The 24,189-nt window shown below is 43.5% G+C and carries 15 protein-coding genes, 1 tRNA gene and 2 rRNA genes; 10 read left to right on the top strand and 8 right to left on the bottom strand.

The genetic code is table 11. The features are described 5' to 3' along the window. Positions 1-126: 126 nt before the first annotated feature. The 5 genes from BCU57_RS15080 to BCU57_RS15060 form a co-directional block, all read right to left on the bottom strand. Positions 127-768 (bottom strand): TatD family nuclease-associated radical SAM protein, encoded by a 642-nt coding sequence (locus BCU57_RS15080; RefSeq protein ID WP_102439726.1) that lies wholly within the window; start codon positions 766-768, stop codon positions 127-129. A gap of 175 nt (positions 769-943) precedes the next feature. Then, on the bottom strand, positions 944-4,084 hold the full coding sequence (locus BCU57_RS15075) for an efflux RND transporter permease subunit (protein ID WP_102439725.1): 3,141 nt from the start codon (positions 4,082-4,084) through the stop codon (positions 944-946). A gap of 38 nt (positions 4,085-4,122) precedes the next feature. Beyond that, the gene (locus tag BCU57_RS15070) at positions 4,123-5,337 is read right to left on the bottom strand and encodes an efflux RND transporter periplasmic adaptor subunit (protein WP_102439693.1); all 1,215 of its coding nucleotides are present in this window, start codon (positions 5,335-5,337) and stop codon (positions 4,123-4,125) included. 255 nt (positions 5,338-5,592) lie between these two features. Beyond that, positions 5,593-6,825 (bottom strand): ATP-dependent RNA helicase SrmB, encoded by a 1,233-nt coding sequence (srmB, locus tag BCU57_RS15065; RefSeq protein ID WP_102439692.1) that lies wholly within the window; start codon positions 6,823-6,825, stop codon positions 5,593-5,595. 81 nt (positions 6,826-6,906) lie between these two features. After that, on the bottom strand, positions 6,907-7,656 hold the full coding sequence (locus BCU57_RS15060) for a tRNA1(Val) (adenine(37)-N6)-methyltransferase (protein WP_102439691.1): 750 nt from the start codon (positions 7,654-7,656) through the stop codon (positions 6,907-6,909). Positions 7,657-8,105: 449 nt separating this feature from the next. Here BCU57_RS15060 and brnQ point away from each other — a divergent pair, with 449 nt between their 5' ends. The 4 genes from brnQ (at position 8,106) to recJ (ending at position 13,188) form a co-directional block, all read left to right on the top strand. Further along, complete coding sequence (gene brnQ, locus BCU57_RS15055) at positions 8,106-9,449, top strand: branched-chain amino acid transport system II carrier protein (RefSeq protein ID WP_198589256.1); 1,344 nt, start codon at positions 8,106-8,108, stop codon at positions 9,447-9,449. An 85-nt stretch (positions 9,450-9,534) separates the two neighbouring features. Then, positions 9,535-10,437, top strand: coding sequence for a site-specific tyrosine recombinase XerD (gene xerD / locus BCU57_RS15050; RefSeq protein ID WP_102439689.1), 903 nt, complete (start codon positions 9,535-9,537; stop codon positions 10,435-10,437). A 141-nt stretch (positions 10,438-10,578) separates the two neighbouring features. Continuing rightward, positions 10,579-11,307, top strand: coding sequence for a bifunctional protein-disulfide isomerase/oxidoreductase DsbC (dsbC, locus tag BCU57_RS15045; RefSeq protein ID WP_102439688.1), 729 nt, complete (start codon positions 10,579-10,581; stop codon positions 11,305-11,307). 156 nt (positions 11,308-11,463) lie between these two features. Continuing rightward, positions 11,464-13,188, top strand: coding sequence for a single-stranded-DNA-specific exonuclease RecJ (gene recJ / locus BCU57_RS15040; RefSeq protein ID WP_102439687.1), 1,725 nt, complete (start codon positions 11,464-11,466; stop codon positions 13,186-13,188). Positions 13,189-13,468: 280 nt separating this feature from the next. Here the strand turns inward: recJ and BCU57_RS15035 are convergent. Both BCU57_RS15035 and BCU57_RS15030 read right to left on the bottom strand, forming a co-directional pair. Further along, positions 13,469-13,544: transfer RNA gene (locus BCU57_RS15035), tRNA-Phe, on the bottom strand. Positions 13,545-13,726: 182 nt separating this feature from the next. Then, positions 13,727-14,491 carry an outer membrane protein assembly factor BamD gene (locus BCU57_RS15030; RefSeq protein ID WP_102439686.1) on the bottom strand — a complete coding sequence of 255 codons (765 nt, stop codon included), beginning with the start codon at positions 14,489-14,491 and terminating at the stop codon, positions 13,727-13,729. A 125-nt stretch (positions 14,492-14,616) separates the two neighbouring features. Here BCU57_RS15030 and rluD point away from each other — a divergent pair, with 125 nt between their 5' ends. The 4 genes from rluD (at position 14,617) to BCU57_RS15010 (ending at position 19,651) form a co-directional block, all read left to right on the top strand. Next, on the top strand, positions 14,617-15,591 hold the full coding sequence (rluD, locus tag BCU57_RS15025) for a 23S rRNA pseudouridine(1911/1915/1917) synthase RluD (protein WP_076540848.1): 975 nt from the start codon (positions 14,617-14,619) through the stop codon (positions 15,589-15,591). A gap of 38 nt (positions 15,592-15,629) precedes the next feature. Further along, positions 15,630-16,364 (top strand): peptidoglycan editing factor PgeF, encoded by a 735-nt coding sequence (pgeF, locus tag BCU57_RS15020; RefSeq protein ID WP_102439685.1) that lies wholly within the window; start codon positions 15,630-15,632, stop codon positions 16,362-16,364. A gap of 144 nt (positions 16,365-16,508) precedes the next feature. Further along, positions 16,509-19,082, top strand: a complete 2,574-nt coding sequence (gene clpB / locus BCU57_RS15015; RefSeq protein ID WP_102439684.1) for an ATP-dependent chaperone ClpB — start codon at positions 16,509-16,511, stop codon at positions 19,080-19,082. 260 nt (positions 19,083-19,342) lie between these two features. Continuing rightward, positions 19,343-19,651 carry a hypothetical protein gene (locus BCU57_RS15010; RefSeq protein WP_102439683.1) on the top strand — a complete coding sequence of 103 codons (309 nt, stop codon included), beginning with the start codon at positions 19,343-19,345 and terminating at the stop codon, positions 19,649-19,651. A 96-nt stretch (positions 19,652-19,747) separates the two neighbouring features. Here BCU57_RS15010 and BCU57_RS15005 read toward each other — a convergent pair whose 3' ends face one another. After that, entirely contained in the window at positions 19,748-20,191 is a 444-nt protein-coding gene (locus BCU57_RS15005) for a DUF4124 domain-containing protein (protein WP_102439682.1), read from the bottom strand. Positions 20,192-20,931: 740 nt separating this feature from the next. Between BCU57_RS15005 and BCU57_RS15000 the strand changes: the two genes are divergently transcribed. Together BCU57_RS15000 and BCU57_RS14995 are read left to right on the top strand one after the other, a co-directional pair. Continuing rightward, a 16S ribosomal RNA gene (locus tag BCU57_RS15000) occupies positions 20,932-22,474 on the top strand. 377 nt (positions 22,475-22,851) lie between these two features. Next, a 23S ribosomal RNA gene (locus BCU57_RS14995) occupies positions 22,852-24,189 on the top strand; the annotation flags it as partial.

Genomic DNA, 24,189 nt, shown 5'->3' with positions numbered 1-24,189 from the left:
ACGAATGCCCCATAAGGTTGACCTTAGAGACTGAGTTTTTCAGTAATTTTTTGTTCAAAGGTAAAAGTTACCATAAGGGCAAGTGGAGCCAATAATAAAGCTTAATCCAGAAGCCTCTTGGTTTAGTTAGCCAACAATATCCAGTTGACGACATTTAAAGGTTGCGCCTCGTTGCTCAACTAATATTTTACAACGGGCAATATCAACCCCTTCAAGGCCATTGATTGCCGACACCTGTACATCACTTATAAAAGTGGGCGCCATTTCGATAAAGCTGAGTACAGCAGCAAATGCGTGTTTCAATTTGGGCTGACAATGCTGAATATACAGGGCTTCAGTATCGGCATTGAGCGATATTGACAAGCTATCAATACAAGATGCAAGCTCGGGTAATATATTGCGCCGATGAAATAAATTTCCCAACCCATCGGTATTTAAACGTACTTTCGCGCCAGTTTGCTTAAGTTGTTTTGCGACAACTAACAATGTGTCAAGGTTCAGGGTCGGCTCGCCATAACCGCAAAATACATACTCATCAAAATCTGCAGTGTTACCTAATAAAGGGATGATATCTTCAGGTTTCACTTGTCTGTCCAGAGATAACTCATATTGATGGACTTGTTTTGAGCCATTATGTTTTGGGCAGAATTGGCACTTTAACGTGCAGCGGCCAGTAATATTAAGGTAGCGACTGCCGCGAATATCATAGACTAAGGTGTTGGCTGCGGTATCATTTGTCGCCGTTGCTGTGGTATTCGTTTTTGACATTGTGGTTTCAGGCTTCATCTGAATATCATTATTGCAGTGTGATTAAATGATATTAACCTAAGCCAATATTGATATCTGTTTGTGAGTTCGCATTATTTGCTAAAGCGCCAATTTCATGAGCTTTAGGCATAAAAAAGGGAGCTAAGCTCCCTTGTTAATGTACTTGGACTAGGCGCTAATAATAAGCTTCATCGTCTTCTTTTTTCGGCTGCCACCACCAGTTAAATATCCGCCGCGTTAACTGCTTCACATCATCTAAAATGATGTACAGCACAGGCACTAAAATCAGCGTTACTACAGTGGAAAACAAAATACCAAAGGCTAATGATGTTGCCATCGGAATGACGATTTTAGCTTGCAGGCTTTTTTCTAACAAAATAGGTACTAAGCCAACAAAGGTCGTCATTGAGGTTAAGATTATTGCTCTGAAGCGATAACAGCCCGAGTCGATGGCTGACTCCATTAACGAGAAGCCTTTGCGGCGGGCGCGGTTAACAAAGTCCACCAAAATCAGTGAGTCATTGACCACAACCCCAGCCAAGGCAACAATGCCACAAAGGCTTAATACACTCATGGATATCCCAAGAATGAAGTGACCCACCAAAGCGCCAATCATGCCAAATGGGATCACCGACATAATGATTAATGGCTGGCTATAAGACTTTAATGGAATCGCCATCAAAGCATATATGGTAAACATGGCAAAAAAGAACCCTTGCAAAAGGCCCAGCATGGCATCTTGTTCATCTTGACTGCCACCATCTAATGCGGCGTTGACCTCTTTGTAGCGCTCAGTCAATTGCGGTATAAATTCTTCTTGGATTTCACCAACCACTTTTGATGGCTCAACGGTGTTTTTGTTCACATTAGCGCTAATGGTAATCGCTCGGCGACCATCAACACGAGTAATTGATGCAAAGGATTCACCTAGCTCAATATCTGCCACCGTTGAAAAAGGCACAGCAACACCTTGTGGGGTGCGAATTAACATGTTTTCAAGGTGACCAATGGTGCGGCGCTGCTCTAATGGGTAGCGCACCATCACTTTGATCTCTTCTTTGTTACGAAGAATTCGCTGGGCTTCATAACCATAAAAGCCATAACGCACCTGACGGGCTAGATCTGACAGGGTTAACCCTAGTGCTTCGGCTTCTGGGCGAATGTTGAGTCTGATCTCTTGGCTACCAGATGAAAAGTTATCCGAGATATCGAACACACCTTCATAGGTGGCAAGTTTGGCTTTTAACTCTTTTGAGGCTTGGGCTAGTTGCTCTAAGTTACTTGAGGTTAATCTAAACGAAATATCGCCGCCGGCATCATTGGTACTGGCAGAAATATTAAGCTTTTTCACTGATAATAATTCAGGTAGCTGTTTACGCCACTCTTCAGCTATTGTGACACCGTCAATTTCACGATCTTCACCTTTTGACAGCTCAGCAAAGATAAACCCAGAGCTACTGGAATTTATCGCGATAAAGCTGTGCTTTAACACGTCAGAGCCAGTCTCTTCGACAAACTTTTCATTCATGGCGTACAGCGCTTCTTCAACTTGCTGTACCACATATAAGGTATTGAGCTCGGAGCTGCCTTCTTCCATCTCAAGGTTGACTTGAATAAAGTCCGACGGAATATCAGGGAAAAATACCCAACGAACTTTGCCACTGGCAACCAGTGCGATAGATAAAATCAGTACCCCGACAAACACCGCCACAACGTTGTAGCGATTTTTAATACAAGTACCTAAAAAGTTGCGATAATTGTTGTGAATAAAGTATTGCAGCTTCTCATTAATCCACAGTTTAAATTTTGAGAATATGTTAGTTGGCGGGCGCTTTTTCTTCACTTTCATATGAGCTAAATGCGCCGGTAAAATCAATTTTGATTCGATAAGTGAAAACGCTAACGCTAGGATCACCACCATACCGATGGACTTCCAAATTATCCCCATAGGTCCTGACACCATGATCATCGGTATAAAGGCGGCAATTGTGGTGAGTACGCCGAAGGTTGCGGGCATGGCGACCTTTTGCACCCCTTTAATGACATTCTCTAAGGAGTGACCGTTGTTTTCTACTTCTGTGTAGGCACTTTCGCCGATGACAATGGCGTCATCCACCACGATTCCCAACACCAGAATAAAGGCGAATAGGGTTAACATGTTGATTGACATGTTAAAGGGCTCTAATGGCATCAATAATAAAGTGCCAAGAAAACACACGGGTAAGCCGACCATAACCCAAAATGCCAGCTTCAAGTCGAGAAACAAGGCTAAGATCATAAACACCAATAATGCACCATAAAACATGTTTGATAACATCATGTTTAAGCGGCCTTCAAGGTAATGGGTTAAATCTCCCCAGGTATCTAGCTCGACATTGGCGGGTAGGGTGGTTTTCTTATCGGCGATATAGCTTTTAACTTGCTCTGAAATCGTCAGCGCGTTTTGATCGTCAATGCTGGTGATTTCAATAATCGCGGCAGGTTTACCATTAAAGCGGGTGTATTCAATGCGCTCTTCGAAACCATCTTTAATGGTGGCAACATCGGGTAGCATGATACGGCTGCCATCTGGGCGGGTGGAAACCACAATGTTGGCAAAATCGGCTCCAGTATAGGCCTGGCCTTTAGTGCGCAGCAAGATATCACCATCTTGGGCTCTAATTGAGCCACCGGGTAAATCTATCGAAGAGTTTTGTACCGCTTGTGCGACTTGAGTGAAGGTTATTTCATATTCACGCAGCTTATCTTCTGATAACTCAATGCCTATTTCATAATCTAGCACGCCATTAACTTGGGCACGTGTGACAGCAGGTAAATCGGTAATATCATCACGGATGCTTTTAGCCATTTCTTTCATCTCATGGAGACTTAAGTCGCCATAGACAGAGACCCAGATGACATTGTTTTCAGGTTTTATTTGGAAAATATTCGGCTTTTCTATGTTGTCAGGAAAGGTTGAAATCGCATCGATACGCAGCTTAGCCTCATCTAAAACTTGCTGAACATCATAACCGTCTTCAACCTCAATGGTGACTGTTCCTACGCTATCACTGGCAACTGAGGTGACCTTGGTAATACCATTAATATCTTGAATGGCCTCTTCGATTTTAATATTAATCCCTTCCTCAATCTCTTGAGGTGCAGCGCCAGGGTAGGCTACTGAGATCGTCAGCAAATTAAGTTCAAAGCTAGGGAAAACTTCCTTATTAATTAATTTGGCGCTGAATAAACCACCAATGAGCAGGGCTGCCATAAGTAAGTTAGCGGCAACACTATTGCGAGCAAACCAAGCAATAATGCCTTTGTTGTAATCGATATCGTTATTGGAGGCTGAGTTTGAATTAGTGTTATCCATTACAGATCACCTGCTATGGTTATTTCATCACTGTTTTCTGCTGGCGCTTCTAGTTCCTCATCTGGCGCGTCAGCTTCTTCACCTAACAATTTCACTTTCTGGCCTGAGGTCATATTATTGATATCGGTGATCGATACGCGCTCACCACTTTTCAGGCTACCCTTAATATAGACATGTTCAATATCGGTGCGCACGATATTAACTGGGCGTATTTCAATGGTATTGTCGTCTTTAACAATGGCAACTTGATTGTCTCTTACCACATAGCGGGGTAGCTTCACTATGCCATCGACAGTGCGACCGGTGATAACGGCAGTCACAAAGCTGCCATATTTAAGTGGGAGTTCATTTTCGCCGCGCTGCTGTCTTAGGTAAGGATCTTTAACTTCTGCGACTAAGTAAACCATACGGTTTTGCTCATCAATGACGTTTTCACTGCGGACAATATTACCTTGCCAAGTAAATGAATTACCCGCCAAAGAAGCGCTTAAAGTGACTGAGGTATCAGGGTTATCCACCGACTCTAAGTAAGCTAAATCATTGTTGCTTAACGGTAAGCGAACTTCAGCAATGCTGATATCGTATAGCTCACCTAAATTTGTCCCTAAAGAGACATATTGGCCTAAATCGACGTTACGCGCTTTAATGAGGCCATCAAATGGGGCTCTTATCACTGTGCGCTCTAAATTTCGCTGAGCACGGGCAAGTGCGGCTTTAGCGTATTTGACATTGGCTTGTTCTTTTTTCAGTTGCGGTATACGCAGGCCTAACTCTGGCGGTAGGCCATCATCAAAATCTTTAAATTCAATTTTAGCGACTTCACCACGGGCGACTTCTTCATTAAGCGCTGCATAGGCTTGGGCAAGGCTAGCTTCTGCTTGGATAAAATCAGCTTCATAATCTGAAGGTTCAATTTGTGCTAAAGCTTGACCTTGTTTGACTATACCGCCGGCGACAAAACTTGGATCTAGGCTAACTAAACGGCCTTGTACTTCGGTGACTAACTGGGTTTTGTATTTAGGGCTGACAACACCATACGAAGGCAGATTTAACGAGACTGTTTGTAGCTCGACGTCAATGACATCAACAATAGCAATTTTAGCTTGTTCTTGTTTTTGCTCAGGAGCTTCTTTGGTACTTAGCAGCACAAAAGCTAAGCCTGCGAAAATGATCAGGATAAATAAAGGCGATAGGATTCTTAAGATTCGTTTCATTGGTAACTGTATCCATACAAAATATTACATCAGAGAGTAACTCTATTTTTTTCATGACTTTTAGAGTCTTATACCCGCTAAATTAGCAGAGTTCGTCAGCGAGCTAAAGCGATAGATGTAAATTAAATGTTTCATAAGATTTTTTCATCTTTATTTAGGGTTTTACACTATAAAACTGATTTTTAGATAAAAAAAAGCCCTGAAGCATTATATTGATTCAGGGCTTAAACAGTTTTTTAATCGCGAGAGAAAGGCTTACTTTTTCTTTTTCGCTTTTGCTTTTTTAGATTTTTTCTTCGCAGCGATTTTCACTTTGTCTTTTTTCTTGCCAGGCACTTTCGCTTCTTTGTGCGTTGGTCGTAAACCGTCGATGTAACGACGTTTTAGTGGCTGCTCAATATAGCGCTCAATTTTATTAACGATGCGCATATCATGGGCTTCAATTAATGAAATTGCCGTGCCTTTCGCGCCTGCGCGTGCAGTACGTCCAATACGGTGAACATAGGCGTCGGCTGAGCGAGGCATATCAAAGTTAATCACGTGGGTGATACCTTCAATATCAATACCACGGGCTGCAACATCGGTTGCCAGCAAGATATTGACTTCGCCTTTACTGAATTTACTTAAGGCTTGGAAGCGCTTTTTCTGCTCCATATCACCACGTAAGAAAGCGCAAGGAATTCCGGCTTTAAGCAGCTGGCCTTCAAGGCTTGCTACAATCTCACGGGTTTTTACGAATACGATAGTGCGCTTAACTGACTCTTGCTGAAGAATGTTGCATAGCAAGGCAAACTTATGGGCTTGATTATCGGCAAGGTGAGCCCATTGGTGAATTTTGGCTTTTTCACTGCGAGGTGAGTCAACGTCAATCGTGACCGGGTCATTCAATAGCACTTGCGCGAAGCGCGATACACCGCTGCCTTCAAGGGTGGCAGAAAATAACATATTCTGCTTACGGCCTTGGGCCTCAATGGCGATAGTTTCTACCACTGACGAGAATCCCATATCTAACATACGGTCAGCTTCATCAATGATCAGGATTTCAACTTCTGTTGCTTCAAACTGGCCTTTATCAAGATATTCAACTAGGCGACCGGGAGTGGCAATCAATAAATCGACATTGTCTTCAAGTTGTTCTTCTTGGGGGCCGTATGGCACACCACCGGTGATAATACCAATATCGAGATCTAAATCGGTGGCAAGGTGGCAAGCGTAACGATGAATTTGGCTAGCAAGCTCACGTGTTGGGGTTAGGACTAACACACGGGCTTGACCATTGAATCGTCTTGGGAAATCAATCAAGTGTTGTAATGCCGGCAGCAAAAAGCTGGCCGTTTTACCGGTACCTGTTGGCGCTTTAGCTAAAATATCCCGTTGTTCCATCGCCATTGGCAATGTTTGTTGTTGAACAGTCGTTGGGGTTAAATGTCCCATCGCTTTTAACGAATCTAAAAGCATCGGGTCTAGGTCAAAATCTTCAAATAGCATGCGCTGTAGGTCTCACTGATTGATAGCCGAGCATTATAACCTAAGAAGCTCAACTCAGCGAGAGCGATATCTATACAAAGCTTAAAGTTTTAGATAGAACTCACGACAAAGGGTGATCATTTGTTGACTATATTGGCCACTGTTATCGCTTATCACTAAACTTGAGTGCTCAATAGTATCAATATTCGGCTGATGTTTAAGCTCAAGCAGCAATCGTCTAGCGGGTTTATTGATCACCGTTGAGATGCTGACTCGCTTAGATATGGCCAAAGACGTTTGTGTTAATGCGTCGGTAAAGCGCGCTTCACTTTCAACTGGAAGAATTAAGCTCGCCGCGCCATTTGGCGCCAGTAATAGCGCGATATTTTTCAGTAACTCGCTAAAGCTTAAGCTCTCGGTATGTCTTGCGGTTGCTCGCTGCTGCTGCTTTGATTGCGGCCCATTGTCAAAATAGGGCGGGTTACAAATTATGCTATCAAATAATGGGCTTAGCTTAGCTTTATACTGAACTAAGTGCTGGGCACTAAAGTCTTGTATTGCCCCATGGTGAAACTCAATCATCTCAGCCCAAGGGCAATTGGCGATATTGTGTAAACAATCTTGGGCAGCTAAATCATCGAGCTCAACAGCGACAATTTTAATCGCTGAGCTTGCTTGTTGATGGGCTCGCTGGGCTGCCATGAGGGTTAATAGTCCACTGCCGGCACCGATATCCAAAATCGTTCGGCTATGTTCGATATTAGCCCAAGCGCCTAACATCACCCCGTCAGTACTTACCGGCATACCACAGCGGCTATCATCAATATGAAATTGTTTGAAACTAAAAGGCATAGGACTATAGATTGAGAAATGGCCGATTATGGTAACTGTTTTTGCAATTTTTCCCAAACGGATAGTAGGTTGATTTATTGTTGCTAATATACTGGCGACTTAGGTGCTTGTGTTGTTATTGTAGCGCTAATGTTTGGCTGTTTTTAAGCTTGTTTTCAGATGATGGTTGTTTTTGCTTTATGCGGGTTTTGCGCTTGTGTATCTAAGTGCTATTTGCTATTAGTTCCTACCCGTTTGAGCACATTATTGCGGTTTAAATGGGAAAAATGAAATCAGCTTCACAAATCGGCATAGGTATTACGAAAATACGCTGAATTTATCAGCAATATTGCAGTGATTTTAGTGAGCTTAAGTGTAATTTAAAGTTTACAGGTTTGTCGGGAGGTTAGATTAGCGATAGCTAATTGGTGACTATTCCCTTAAGTTTGTAAAAAAAACAAAACAACAAGATGGGGCAATGTGTGCAAAACAATAATATGAGTATTGGCGATACGATAGGCTTAGGCTTTATGACGTTCGCATTTTTCTTAGGTGCTGGTAACCTAATTTTTCCACCGTTTGCAGGTATGTTAGCTGGTGAGAACATGACACTAGCAATGTTAGGCTTTCTTATTACTGCCGTGGGTTTACCCCTTGCTGGACTTATTGCGATTGCAAAAGCAAATGGTAAGGTCATGGCGATGTTACCGGCATTTGCGGCAACTGCTTTAGCGATTTCTATCTATATTATTATCGGCCCAGCCTTTGCTGCTCCGCGTACTGGCTTGGTGGCTTTTGAAATTGGTGCTCGTCCATTTTTAGATAATGCCGATGCAATCATCCAACTTGGTGCACTGTCACTTAATAAAGCACAATTGTTTTATACCATTGGCTTTTTTGCCATTGCGATGTTGTTGTCGTTATTCCCAGGTAAATTATTAGACAGCGTTGGTAAAGTATTAACCCCTATTCTGATTTTCCTATTAGTCGGTTTAGCGTTATCTGTGATCATTACCCCTAGCGCTGCAATTCAAGCTGCAAGCGGTGATTACATTAATAGCCCACTTTCTAAAGGTATTTTAGAGGGTTATAACACTATGGATACGCTAGCTTCATTGATTTTCGGTATGTTAATCATTGATATTTTGCGTAAAAAAGGCATCACTGATTCAAAAGCGCAAACTCGCTATTTAGTACGCGCTGCTATCATTGCTGCATCGGGTTTAGCTTTTGTTTATGTGTCATTATTCTATTTAGGCGCTACCGCTGGTGATATTGCTTTGGGCGCTGAAAATGGTGGCCAAATTCTAACAAACTATGTGACTCATGAGTTTGGCACTATGGGGACTATCTTATTAGCAACGGTAGTGAGCATTGCCTGTTTAACAACTGCAGTTGGGTTAATTACCGCCTGTTCAGAGTTTTTCAATGAGCTATTGCCTAAGATCTCATACAAAGCGTTTGTGATTTTCTTCAGTTTGGTTTGTGCCACGGTTGCCAATGTGGGCTTAACGCAGTTAATTAACATCAGTATTCCTGTGTTAATGACTATTTACCCAGTGGCAATTGCATTGGTAGCGATTACTTTCTTAACTGAGCGTTTCCCTCGTCCTGAATTTTCACATCGTTTAGTGTTATCTGTTGCTTTGTTCTTTGGTATTTTTGATGGTCTTCAAGTTGCTGGCGTAGATACAAGTTTCCTAAGCTTTATGCCACTTCATGCTGAAGGCATGGCATGGTTATTACCAGTAGGGCTTGCGATTGTTGCTTGTTTATTTGTTCCTGCCAAGGATCAAGCTTTAGCTGCAAGCTAGGTAACCTTTGTCAAACTAAGCTAACTTTAGTTACACTAACGGCGTTATTTCATCTTGAAATAACGCCGTTTTTTTAGGAATTCATGTGACAGATAAGTATCAAGCCGATCCCATTATCGATGCATTTTTAGATGACCTTTGGTCTACGAAAGGACTTAGTGACAATACACTGGCTTCCTATCGTACTGATCTACGCCATTTTGAACGTTTTGTGCTAACGAAAAAACGCCAGTTGATTAATGTCGATCAGTTGCTGATCCGCGATTACTTAGCCTTTCGAGTGGAACAAAATTTTGCAAAAAGCAGTACTGCGCGGTTATTGAGTAGCTTGCGGCGTTTGTATGGTTATTTGTTGGTTAATGAGCAGATAGCTGTTGATCCCACCGCGCTGGTTGAGTCCCCTCAATTAGTTAGGCAATTACCCGAGGCACTCAGTGAAGCCCAAATAAACAGCTTACTGGATGAGCCCAATGTTGATGATCCGCTAGAGTGCCGAGATAAAGCCATGTTGGAGTTACTTTATGCCACTGGGCTGCGGGTAACCGAACTGGTTAGCTTAACCCTTGAGCAAATAAGCTTACGCCAAGGCTTAGTGAGAATTGTCGGTAAGGGCGGTAAAGAGCGCTTAGTTCCCTTAGGTGAGTTAGCGGTGACAGAAGTAGATCAATACCTTGTTGCGGCAAGAGCTGAGCTACTGGGTAATAAGCAAAGTGATGTACTGTTTCCATCAAAGCGCGGTCAAATGATGACAAGGCAGACCTTTTGGCACCGAATTAAGCTATATGCGTTACGGGCAGGAATACACAGCCATTTGTCGCCCCACACTTTGCGCCATGCTTTTGCGACCCATTTATTAAATCACGGCGCAGACTTACGGGTAGTGCAGTTGCTACTGGGCCACAGTGATTTATCGACTACGCAAATTTACACCCATGTAGCTAAAGCGAGGCTGCAACAGTTGCATAGTGAGCACCATCCAAGAGGTTAGTGCAAAATGAATGTTTATTATTGCTTACACAAAATGAGCGCTGTGTAGTTGCTTTCATGAAATATTGTCTGTAACTTTTGCGCTGATGAGCGGGTCTATATAGTGAGTAGACTAATACAGATTGACCAAATAGGATTTTAAATGAAGTTAACCAAAGCATTCTCTTTAGCGATAACGCTTGCAGTAGCCCCGTTATTACATGCCGCTTCTGCCTCTGATATCCCTAATGAAGCAGAACTCAAAAAACAAGTTTCAGATACCTTAGGTGTGAATGTTTTGAGCATTGAGGCATCGCCAATTGATGGTCTTTATCAAGCGCTTACTGACCGTGGTCTGCTATATGTGTCTCCAGATGGCAGTAAGTTACTTCACGGTAATATGTATGATTTACAAAAGGGCATGAAAAACTTAACCGAGGCAGCACTAGCAGGCCCTCGCATTGATATGCTAAAACCTTTTGAAAAGGATATGTTGGTTTATAAAGCCAAAAATGAAAAACATGTGGTGACTATTTTTACCGATGTTGATTGTGGCTATTGTCGTAAGTTGCATCAGCAAATGGATGGCTATAACGATTTAGGAATTACCGTAAGATATTTAGCTTATCCTCGTGCGGGTATTCCGTCAGCGAATGCCGATGAAATGGAAGCTGTGTGGTGTGCTAAAGATCCACTACAAGCGATGACCGATGCCAAAACTGGTCGTAATGTAAAAGCGGCAAAATGTGATGCTAATATCGAAGGTCAATACCGCTTAGGTGGCTCATTTGGTATTAACGGTACCCCAGCAATTGTGTTAGAAAATGGCGTATTAGTACCAGGCTATCAACCGCCTGAAGCATTATTAAATACCATTAAAACCAATCTTTAATCTACAGTGAGTTAACGGATTTAGCCGCTAAAGCGCGTTAAAAGACGTTAATTTATAACAAAAGGTGAGCCCAAAGCTCGCCTTTTTTGTTATGGTAAATTCAGTTTCAATGATTCATTCCCACTTCATAATTCGATATTTTCTTAAGGTGTTTTTGTGGCCCATAAAATTGTTCGCCGACCTCTAGTAGACGATAGTCATTTACCAGCTAGTATTCCTGCTATTTTAAAGCAATTGTATGCCCGTCGAGGCGTCGACCTTTTGGGCTGTGATCTGAGTCTTTCAAAGCTATTACGCCCAGATTCTATGATGGGCTTGGCTGAAGCTGCGCGTATTATTGCCGATGCTATTATGGCGAAAAAGTCCATTTTGATTGTGGGCGACTTTGACGCAGATGGCGCTACCTCAACCAGTGTGTGTTTGTTGGCATTACGGATGATGGGTGCTCAGCATGTGGATTATCTTATTCCTAATCGATTTGATTATGGCTATGGCTTAAGCCCAGAAATTGTAGCTGTGGCGCAGTCAAAAGGCGCTGAGGTATTAATTACCGTAGATAATGGTATTTCATCCATAGAAGGCGTAGCAGCGGCTAAAGCGCTGGGGATGACCGTAGTGGTGACAGATCACCATCTACCGGGTAAATCATTGCCCATAGCCGATGTCATTGTTAATCCAAATCAAGCTGGCTGTGAGTTTGCCAGTAAATCTATTGCAGGTGTGGGCGTGGCATTTTATTTGATGTCTGTACTGCGCAGTGAATTACGCGCCCGCGATTGGTATCAGCTTAATCAATTAGCCGAGCCGAACTTAGGCAGTTTATTGGACATTGTTGCACTGGGGACTGTGGCTGATGTGGTTTCCCTTGATAGTAATAACCGCATTTTAGTGCAAGCTGGCTTACAAAGAGTACGTAGTGGTCGCTGCCGTGTTGGGATCACAGCTCTGCTTGAAGTCGCTAAGCGAAACCCGCAGCGCATTGTCGCATCAGATTTTGGTTTTGCAGTAGGCCCAAGACTTAATGCCGCAGGACGCTTAGATGAAATGGCCTTAGGGGTCGAAACCCTACTTTGTGAAGATATGATGCTCGCCAGACGCATGGCAGGTGAGCTTGATGGTCTGAATGCTGAGCGCCGCGAATTAGAAACCGGTATGCAGCAAGAAGCCCTAAAAAGCTTACAAAAACTCAGCTTGGATGAAACTAAATTACCTTGGGGATTAGCCATTTTTCAAGAAGATTGGCATCAGGGCGTGATTGGTATTTTAGCATCACGCATTAAAGATAAATATCATCGCCCCGTGATTGCTTTTGCCGATGCGGGTAACGGTGAGATTAAAGGCTCCGCTCGCTCGATTAAGGGCTTACACATGCGTGACTTATTGGAGCTAATTAATAGCCGTCACCCTGGGATGATCCTTAAGTTTGGCGGACATGCGATGGCAGCAGGACTATCCCTAAAAGCTGATGCCTTTAGCGAGTTTGAACAAGCCTATGACAAAGCGGTGCGTGAAATATTAAAACCTGAGCAGCTTACCGGTGAGATTTTATCTGATGGTGAATTGCCAGTCGCGCTGATGAACCTCGATACTGCCTATTTGTTAAGAGATGCAGGCCCATGGGGGCAAGCATTTGAAGAGCCATTATTTGATGGTTATTTCAGTGTCATTCAACAGCGCATTGTCGGTGAAAAGCACCTAAAGCTGGTGTTAGAGTCTCAGTGTGGCGCTGTAATGATGGATGCGATTGCATTTAATGTTGATTTAACCACTTGGCCTGATGCAAGCATAAAACATGCTCGTGTGGCTTATAAACTGGATGTGAATGAGTTTAGAGGTAATCAAACCGTACAAATGCTGGTGGATTACATTGAGCCAGCTTAATGGGTATTGTCTGTGAGGTTAACTTAAGCCAAGGGTGACTTTGTGTTAGTTAGCTGCGGCGCTAATAAGTTGCGCTTTAATGAGCTGGTATTACTCAGGTGTGCTTGCTCAAGAGGCTAGTACAAGGAGCTAGTAAATGAGTCAGAGTACTGACTCAAAGTCGTTAAGGCGCTTTATTGATGCAATGGTTACCGCATGAATGATAAATGACAGAAACAAAAAAGCCTCGCATTGCGAGGCTTTTTTGTTATTTGGTCGCGTTAGCCACCAAATCTAAATATGGTGCCCGAACCCGGAATCGAACCAGGGACACGAGGATTTTCAATCCTCTGCTCTACCGACTGAGCTATTCGGGCGACGGGATGCAATTTAAGGTTTTAAGCCGTTTGAGTCAACCGTTTTTTTAGCATTTAAGCTGAAAATGTGTCAACTGCATATCTTTTGTACCTTTTGTGATGTTTTATTCTACATGGCGTATAAATAAAAAATGCCTTCAAATTGAAGGCATTCTAGCGTAGTTAAGCAGTAAGGCTAAACATTAGTTACTGACTAACTCATTATTCGGGAAATTCGCCGCCATCACGGTTACCACGTTTTGCTTTAGCTGCTCTTGACCTAATTCTTCGTAAGCCTGAGCCATGATTTCAAGGGCATGTTCAGTTGATGGTGTTCCTGGGAATTGCTCCATCACAGTTTGTGCTCTTACCGCTGCAGCGCTCCAAGCGCCCATTTTAATATAATACTCAGCTACTTTGATTGAGTATTTTGCTAAACGGTTTTTTAGGTATTGCATACGATGTTGTGCATCTGCTGCATACTTACTATCTGGGTAGCTTTTGATTAAACGATCAAAATCTTTAAAAGCATCTTGGGCATTTTTAGGATCGCGATCGGTGCGGTCAATATTCATCATATCGTGAAAAAGATAATTATCAGCCTGCATATTAGTCAAACCACGCATATAATAGACATAATCAATATCTGGATGGGTTGGGTTTAAGCGTAAAAAGCGGTCAATGTTAGCAATACCTGATGCGACATCATCCATCTTATAATAGGCAAAAATCATGTCCAATTGGACTTGAGTTTTGTGGGGGCCGAACGGGTAACGCGAGTCTAACGCTTCTAGGGTTCTAACGGCTTTTGAGTAGTTCCCAAGTTCCATTGAGGTTCGTGCCTGAGCATAAAGTGCTTCTGGCGACTTGTTACTGACAACTTCTTCTTCAAAACCTTTAGAGGTGCTACAAGCCGTTAAAGTCAATGAAAACAATACTAGGGCGGCGCCTTTGGCAAAATTATGCATATGTAAATTCAATTCTTTTATAAGTTATTGTTAAGAATTTTTCCATTTCACTGTAAAATAGAAAACAATCCGATTGTAACAGATAGTTCATTCACTTTGGACCCCAAAAAAGGGGTACGGTTCCTATGACACAAGAGATTAATCTAAAAAGCGAAATCACAGCAAGTCAAACGGGTCTAAGATTAGACCAAGCTTTGGCTGAATTGTTCCCTGATTATTCCCGTACACGCATCAAAGAATGGATTTTATCTGGTGCAGTTTCAGTTGATGATACTGTCGTCGATATACCTCGTGAGAAGGTACTAGAGTCGCAGTTAATTGCTGTAGAAGCAACGCTTGAAGAAGAAGTTAAAGATAAAGCGCAGAAAATCCCACTAGATATCGTCTACGAAGATGACCATATTTTAGTGGTAAACAAGCAAGCGGGCTTGGTTGTGCATCCTGGTGCAGGTAATGCTGATGGCACATTATTAAATGCGTTATTACATCATTGTCCTGAAATCGAACATGTACCACGTGCTGGTATTGTGCATCGTTTAGATAAAGACACCACAGGTTTAATGGTGGTGGCTAAAACGGTTGAAGCACAAACTCACCTTGTTGCGGCGCTTCAAGCCCGTGATATCGTGCGTGAATACGAAGCAATTGTGATTGGTACTATGACAGCTGGTGGCACGGTTGATGAACCTATTGAACGCCATGAAACTCGTCGTACTCAAATGGCAGTGATTATGGGGGGCCGTCCTTCAGTCACTCATTATCGCGTTGCTGAAAAATTTAGAGCCCATACTCGTTTAAGACTGCGTCTTGAAACAGGTCGTACTCACCAAATTCGTGTTCATATGGCTTATATTGGCCACGTGCTAGTTGGTGATCCTGTTTATGGTGGTCGTCCACGTCCGCCTAAAAAAGCAAGCAAAGCGTTTTTTGAACTTTTAAAAGGCTTTGAGCGTCAGGCGTTACATGCGGTGCGTTTGGAGCTTGCACATCCGTTTACCCAAGAAATTATGACTTGGCATGCTCCTATCCCTGAGGATATGAAGATGCTAACCAAAGCATTGCGCGAAGACACAGAACTAAATCCAATAGAATACCTATAGGCGTTAGTCTTGCGTAAGCAATGGCATAAGGATTGATTGTGTTTAAAGCCAGTTGGCCATTACCTGATAATGTTGCTATCGCCATGACAAATCGTCATGGCGGTGTCAGCAAACCACCTTATGACAGCCTGAATTTAGGCTTGCATGTGGGGGATGTTGTAGCAGATGTCATGGCCAATCGGGCTTTATTACAAACAGCGCATTCAATCCAGTCGCCACTTGTTTGGCTTGAGCAAGTGCATGGCACTGACATCATTGATTGCTCTAGACTGACGACAGCTGATATTGCATCTCCTCTCATTGGCGATGGTAGTTATACCAACTCCCCCAATACTGCACTGGCGATTATGACCGCAGATTGCCTTCCTGTATTACTGTGTAATAATGCGGGCACTGAAGTTGCTGCAGTCCATGCCGGCTGGCGTGGCTTATGTGATGGCATAATTGAAGCCGCAGTTAGCAAATTTTCCTCTCCAACGACTGAACTCATCGCTTATTTAGGTCCTGCAATTGGCCCTGGTGCGTTTGAAGTTGGCGCAGAAGTACTTCAATATTTTACCGAAAAGCATCCTCAAGCGACTGACTACTTTAAACCGCAAGCTGAAAAGTATTTAGCAGATTTAGCGGGCTTAGCTCAAATGAGACTGGCGTTATTAGGTATTCCCCAAATATATTGCGCTAATCGCTGCACTTTTAGCGATAGTGATTACTTTTCTTATCGCCGCGAACAACAAACTGGCCGCATGGCGTCGCTTATCTGGCTTAAGTCCTAATCTGTTTTTTAGATTTGATCTACATCATTTAACCTAACGGTTTATTTTTAAATTCGCCTCATTAGATTGAAAAATCCATAAACACCCCCATATTTTACTTATCAAAAACATTCCCGTTTTTAAATTAATTGTTTAGGAGGCCGTATGAGACTCGATCGTATGACCAATAAGTTTCAAATCGCCATTTCAGATGCACAGTCACTGGCGTTAGGACGAGATCATCAGTTTATTGAACCTATTCATTTGATGATGGCTTTGTTAAATCAAGATTCAGGTTCAATTCACCCATTACTGACCCAAGCGGGCATTAATGTCAGTGCGCTGCGTTCGTCAATAAGCCAAGAGCTGGAACGAGTATCGCAAGTGCAAGGCACTGGTGGTGATGTTCAGTTGTCACAAACCCTGATCCGCTTGCTGAACTTATGCGATAAATTAGCCCAAAAGCGAAAAGACAAATACATTTCGTCAGAGTTGTTTGTATTAGCGGCGTTAGAAGGCAATGACCCGTTAGCTAAAAGCCTTAAAGCGGCGGGTGCCACCAAAGAAGTCTTGGAGTCGACCATAGATCAAATCCGTGGCGGACAAAATGTCGATGATCCCAATGCCGAAGATCAACGCCAAGCGCTAAAGAAATTTACCGTCGATCTTACTGAGCGAGCAGAGCAAGGTAAATTAGATCCGGTTATTGGCCGCGACGAAGAAATTCGCCGTACCATCCAAGTACTGCAGCGCCGTAGTAAAAACAATCCAGTATTGATTGGCGAGCCCGGTGTGGGTAAAACTGCCATCGTTGAAGGCTTAGCTCAACGGATTGTCAATGGCGAAGTACCTGAAGGTATTAAAAACAAACGGGTACTTTCCCTTGATATGGGCTCGTTAATTGCGGGCGCAAAATATCGCGGTGAATTTGAAGAGCGCCTCAAAGCAGTATTAAGTGAGTTAGCCCAAGAAGAAGGCCAAGTCATCCTGTTTATCGATGAGCTGCACACTATGGTTGGTGCAGGTAAAGGCGAAGGGGCGATGGATGCAGGTAATATGCTTAAACCCGCTCTTGCTCGAGGCGATTTACATTGTGTTGGCGCTACCACGCTTGATGAATACCGTCAATATATTGAAAAGGATGCCGCACTTGAGCGTCGTTTCCAAAAAGTGCTGGTTGATGAGCCAAGTGTGATAGATACCATTGCGATATTACGGGGTTTAAAAGAACGCTATGAGCTGCATCACCATGTGGAAATTACCGATCCTGCTATTGTAGCCGCAGCCACTATGTCACACCGCTATGTCTCTGACAGAAAGTTACCTGATAAAGCTATCGATTTGATTGATGAAGCAGCCTCAAGTATCCGTATGCAAATTGACTCAAAGCCAGAGTCATTAGATAGGTTAGAGCGTCGCGCAATTCAACTTAAGCTAGAAGAACAAGCACTAGCGAAAGAAGAAGATGAAGCCAGTCGCAAACGTCTGAGTGATTTACAGGCTGAGCTTGCTCAAGTTGAAATTAAAGCCAACGAGCTAAACGAAATTTGGCGCACTGAAAAAGCCGCATTGGCTGGCACTCAACATATTAAAGCCGATTTAGAACAATCGCGCATGGATATGGACGTGGCGAGAAGGGCAGGCGATTTAACGCGAATGTCTGAACTGCAATATGGCCGTATTCCTGAACTTGAAAAGCAATTAGATTTAGCTTCTCAGGCTGAAATGCAAGACATGACCTTATTACGCAATAAAGTCACCGATATTGAAATTGCAGAAGTGTTGTCAAAAGCCACCGGTATACCAGTGAGTAAAATGCTCGAAGGTGAGCGTGACAAGTTATTGCAAATGGAAGACGCACTACATCAAAGAGTGATTGGTCAAAATGAAGCGATAGAAGCGGTATCAAATGCGATTCGTAGAAGCCGCGCAGGTCTAGCTGATCCAAACCGCCCTATAGGTTCTTTCCTCTTTTTAGGCCCAACTGGTGTGGGTAAAACCGAACTATGTAAATCATTAGCGACATTCCTATTTGATACTGAATCCTCCATGGTGCGTATCGATATGTCAGAGTTTATGGAAAAGCATACCGTGTCACGGCTGGTGGGTGCGCCTCCTGGTTATGTCGGCTATGAAGAGGGCGGTTACTTAACAGAAGCCGTTCGTCGTAAGCCTTATTCTGTCATCTTGCTCGATGAAGTTGAAAAAGCCCATCCTGATGTATTCAATATCTTACTGCAAATATTGGACGATGGTAGATTAACTGACGGCCAAGGCCGAACGGTCGACTTTAGAAATACCGTTATTATCATGACCTCAAATTTAGGCTCTGACATTATCCAGCAAGGTTTTGAAACCCAAAACTATGCTCAGATGAAGGCATCGGTAATGGAAGTCGTTACCCAAAGCTTTAGGCCTGAGTTTTTAAACCGTATCGATGAAACTGTGGTGTTCCATCCACTATCAGCTGAACATATTGCCTATATCGCAGAAATCCAGTTAGAGAACTTAAAAGCGCGCTTAGCAGAAAAAGACTTTAGCTTAACGATCTCTAAAGCTGCACTGGCATTAATTGCTGAAGCAGGATTTGATCCTATATATGGAGCAAGACCACTCAAGCGTGCCTTGCAGCAGGAAGTTGAAAACCCATTAGCTAATCACTTACTAAAAGGTGATTTACTACCAGGTAAAGCAATCAACGTAGATGTGAAAGATGGTTTGCTAACATTTAGCCAATAATCTACTTCGTCATTAATCAACTTAGTGCATGGCTAATCAATTGAGTGAAGCAATTAAAGGGGCATAGTAGTTAACTATGCCCCTTTTGTGTTTTTGGCGAGGTGAGACTGATCAATAGAAACTATCCAAAATAAATAACCCTTTTGACGAATTCGTAAACCCAGTGTCGGCAAGCTATCTTGCGAGTATCAAATTTATAAACTAGCTTGAAAGTAGACTGTTTAACTCAACCACTGTGATTTTAGTCAAAAGGATATAGCATGAATAAATTAGTTGTAATAAGTAGCGCACTCATAGCAATAGCCCTAACAGGCTGTAGCTCTGCCCCCCAAACCAATGGCGAAATCCCAGTTATTAAGGTTGGTAATGTTGATTACGACAGTATTTATCATTATGGCTATAACCGTGGCTGTCAAAGTGCACTATTGCAAAGCACATCAAGTGAATCACTCGACGGAATGAAAGATAAAACCTTAAATGGGATAAATGCATTTGAAAAAGGTTGGCGCTCAGGTACCCAAACCTGTAATGGTGGCGAGTTTAAATCAATGTACACTGTTGGCAATTAATCATGCCCAATCGACAAAACTTATAGCAAAAGGGGCCAATAGGCCCCTTAATATCACAATGTCATGCTATTGCTTAATATTGTAGCTAATACAATATTACTGGCAAAACAGTTTTATTCTTTCTTCATTGGTTTCAATTTGAGCAAGTCTCTCTTCTTCGGTTACCTGTACGGCTTCACCGGTGGTGGGATCTTTGCGGTGTAATCGTTGATAAGTATTTAATACATTTAGGCTGTGTTTAGCGCTTTCACAAATAGACGCTGCTTGTTCAGCATCTCTAGCCTTAATGGTTTCGGCATTCTTTTCTGCATCCGATGGTTTATTTGCACTTGATGATGCATTAGCAATAACAGGTAAGTAACCCACTTGTGCAGGCTCAATGTCTTCACTATAGAGTTTTTCAGAATTAACTTCATTCGGTGGCTGTTGACTATAATGCTTTACCCCTTTCTCATCGACCCAAGAATAAATCACGGTAGCATTGGCAACTTGTATCAAACTACAACAGCCTATTAAACACAATAAACGTAAACTAAGCATATATATTCCTAAATGGTGTATACCAACTTTCCTTATTAAAAATAAAATAGGCGATTTGAACCTTAAAACCAATAGTTATTATCGAGTTTATTGAAGACTTAGTTCCAATACTTGAGCTATTGAAGGTAAACAAGCAGCCTAGAATTGGCAGTCAACAACAAAATAGGGTGGTTTTAGGTGATAAAAACCACGAATTGTTTAGCTTTTGCGCATTCAGTTTGTGTTGCAGATAAAAAATGCCAAAAGCCCTTGCGCTAAATCTTAACTTGCCTATAATGCGCATCCACTGACACGGCGACAGACCAATAGCCTCAAGGTGTTAGCGTTAATTAAGCTGCTTTTAAAGCGTCATAATTAACCGGTTGAAAAGCATTTTAAATTAACGTTAAAAATGACTTGACGCCAACAACGGGAAGTGTAGAATACGCATCCCTAAGCCAACGACCTAGCGTCAAATGGCTGCTGATATGAAAGATTATTTCTTACATAATTAGCAACGCTCTTTAACAAATCAAACAAGAAATCTGTGTGGACACTCACAGGTGTTGAGTTAATCGAAATTGCTCATTCTTTCTCGTAAAGAGTGAAGCAATCAAAATTATTATCAATGTAACGATGAGTGTTCATAGCAATATGTAACAAACGTTTTAGAGATTCTTCCGAGTCTTTAAATCGAAATCAGAATTCATTGAGCCGAAACGAAGCTTTTATTTATAAGAGTGGTTGTTTCAACAAAACTTTAATTGAAGAGTTTGATCATGGCTCAGATTGAACGCTGGCGGCAGGCCTAACACATGCAAGTCGAGCGGTAACAGGAATTAGCTTGCTAATTCGCTGACGAGCGGCGGACGGGTGAGTAATGCCTAGGGATCTGCCCAGTCGAGGGGGATAACAGTTGGAAACGACTGCTAATACCGCATACGCCCTACGGGGGAAAGGAGGGGACCTTCGGGCCTTTCGCGATTGGATGAACCTAGGTGGGATTAGCTAGTTGGTGAGGTAATGGCTCACCAAGGCGACGATCCCTAGCTGTTCTGAGAGGATGATCAGCCACACTGGGACTGAGACACGGCCCAGACTCCTACGGGAGGCAGCAGTGGGGAATATTGCACAATGGGCGAAAGCCTGATGCAGCCATGCCGCGTGTGTGAAGAAGGCCTTCGGGTTGTAAAGCACTTTCAGTAGGGAGGAAAGGTTAACGGTTAATAACCGTTAGCTGTGACGTTACCTACAGAAGAAGGACCGGCTAACTTCGTGCCAGCAGCCGCGGTAATACGAGGGGTCCAAGCGTTAATCGGAATTACTGGGCGTAAAGCGTACGCAGGCGGTTCATTAAGCCAGATGTGAAATCCCCGGGCTCAACCTGGGAATTGCATTTGGAACTGGTGAACTAGAGTCTTGTAGAGGGGGGTAGAATTTCAGGTGTAGCGGTGAAATGCGTAGAGATCTGAAGGAATACCGGTGGCGAAGGCGGCCCCCTGGACAAAGACTGACGCTCATGTACGAAAGCGTGGGGAGCAAACAGGATTAGATACCCTGGTAGTCCACGCCGTAAACGATGTCTACTCGGAGTTTGGTGCCTTGAGCACTGGGCTCCCAAGCTAACGCATTAAGTAGACCGCCTGGGGAGTACGGCCGCAAGGTTAAAACTCAAATGAATTGACGGGGGCCCGCACAAGCGGTGGAGCATGTGGTTTAATTCGATGCAACGCGAAGAACCTTACCTACTCTTGACATCCAGAGAATTCGCTAGAGATAGCTTAGTGCCTTCGGGAACTCTGAGACAGGTGCTGCATGGCTGTCGTCAGCTCGTGTTGTGAAATGTTGGGTTAAGTCCCGCAACGAGCGCAACCCCTATCCTTATTTGCCAGCGCGTAATGGCGGGAACTCTAGGGAGACTGCCGGTGATAAACCGGAGGAAGGTGGGGACGACGTCAAGTCATCATGGCCCTTACGAGTAGGGCTACACACGTGCTACAATGGCGTATACAGAGGGTTGCAAAGCCGCAAGGTCTAGCTAATCTCACAAAGTACGTCGTAGTCCGGATTGGAGTCTGCAACTCGACTCCATGAAGTCGGAATCGCTAGTAATCGTAGATCAGAATGCTACGGTGAATACGTTCCCGGGCCTTGTACACACCGCCCGTCACACCATGGGAGTGGGCTGCACCAGAAGTAGATAGTCTAACCTTCGGGAGGACGTTTACCACGGTGTGGTTCATGACTGGGGTGAAGTCGTAACAAGGTAGCCCTAGGGGAACCTGGGGCTGGATCACCTCCTTACCTATACGACTAACTTAATGTTTGTTGAGTGTTCACACAGATTGCTTGTTAACTTCTTCGGAAGTTGAGCGAAATGCGCCGCTGGCCGGTTAGCATTGTTCTTTAACAATTTGGAAAGCTGATAGTATTTAATACGATGATGTCTGTCGTTGTATTAATTACAAATCGTATTATTGGGAAATTAATCCTTTTCTGATAATACATTGAGTTCTCAAAACACTTTATTAAGTGTCTTGAATATTCTAAAAACTAAGGCGAATTTGTGTACTCGTAAGAGATGCAAATTATGTAATAAACCAGCTAGTTACGATACAGCTGTTAGGGCTACCCGCTCTGACAACGATTAAGTTTCCTTGTGAAACTCATTTGGGTTGTATGGTTAAGTGACTAAGCGTATACGGTGGATGCCTTGGCAGTCAGAGGCGATGAAGGACGTAGTAACTTGCGAAAAGCGTTGGCGAGCTAGTAACAAGCATTTGAGCTAACGATGTCCGAATGGGGAAACCCGGCCACATAAGTGGTCATCATAACGTGAATACATAGCGTTATGAGGCGAACCTGGGGAACTGAAACATCTAAGTACCCAGAGGAAAAGAAATCAACCGAGATTCCCCTAGTAGCGGCGAGCGAACGGGGATTAGCCCTTAAGTCTATGGGGTGTTAGTGGAATGAGTTGGAAAGCTCAACGGTACAGGGTGATAGTCCCGTACATGAGAAAACTAACCATAGATGAAAACGAGTAAGGCGGGACACGTGACATCCTGTTTGAATATGGGGGGACCATCCTCCAAGGCTAAATACTCCTGACTGACCGATAGTGAACCAGTACCGTGAGGGAAAGGCGAAAAGAACCCCTGTGAGGGGAGTGAAATAGAACCTGAAACCGTGTACGTACAAGCAGTGGGAGCGGTTCTTGAGACCGTGACTGCGTACCTTTTGTATAATGGGTCAGCGACTTACGTTTTGTAGCGAGGTTAAGCGAATAGCGGAGCCGTAGGGAAACCGAGTGTTAACTGCGCGTTTAGTTGCAAGGCGTAGACCCGAAACCGAGTGATCTAGCCATGGGCAGGTTGAAGGTTGAGTAACATCAACTGGAGGACCGAACCGACTAATGTTGAAAAATTAGCGGATGACTTGTGGCTGGGGGTGAAAGGCCAATCAAACTCGGAGATATCTGGTTCTCCTCGAAAGCTATTTAGGTAGCGCCTCGAGCGAATACCACTGGGGGTAGAGCACTGTTAAGGCTAGGGGGTCATCCCGACTTACCAACCCTTTGCAAACTCCGAATACCAGTGAGTACTACTCGGGAGACAGACGGCGGGTGCTAACGTCCGTCGTCAAAAGGGAAACAACCCAGACCATCAGCTAAGGTCCCAAAGTTATTGCTAAGTGGGAAACGATGTGGGAAGGCTTAGACAGCTAGGATGTTGGCTTAGAAGCAGCCATCATTTAAAGAAAGCGTAATAGCTCACTAGTCGAGTCGGCCTGCGCGGAAGATTTAACGGGGCTAAGCAATACACCGAAGCTATGGGTTTGCTCTTATGAGCAAGCGGTAGAGGAGCGTTCTGTAAGCGGTTGAAGGTGAAGGGGTAACCCACACTGGACGTATCAGAAGTGCGAATGCTGACATGAGTAACGATAAAGGGAGTGAAAACTCCCTCGCCGAAAGACCAAGGGTTCCTGTCCAACGTTAATCGGGGCAGGGTGAGTCGACC

It is taken from the genome of Shewanella sp. 10N.286.48.B5, assembly GCF_002874355.2.
Lineage (GTDB): Bacteria > Pseudomonadota > Gammaproteobacteria > Enterobacterales > Shewanellaceae > Shewanella.
The sequence above is the reverse complement of the archived record's forward strand: the minus strand, read 5'-3'. Positions and strand labels throughout refer to the sequence as shown.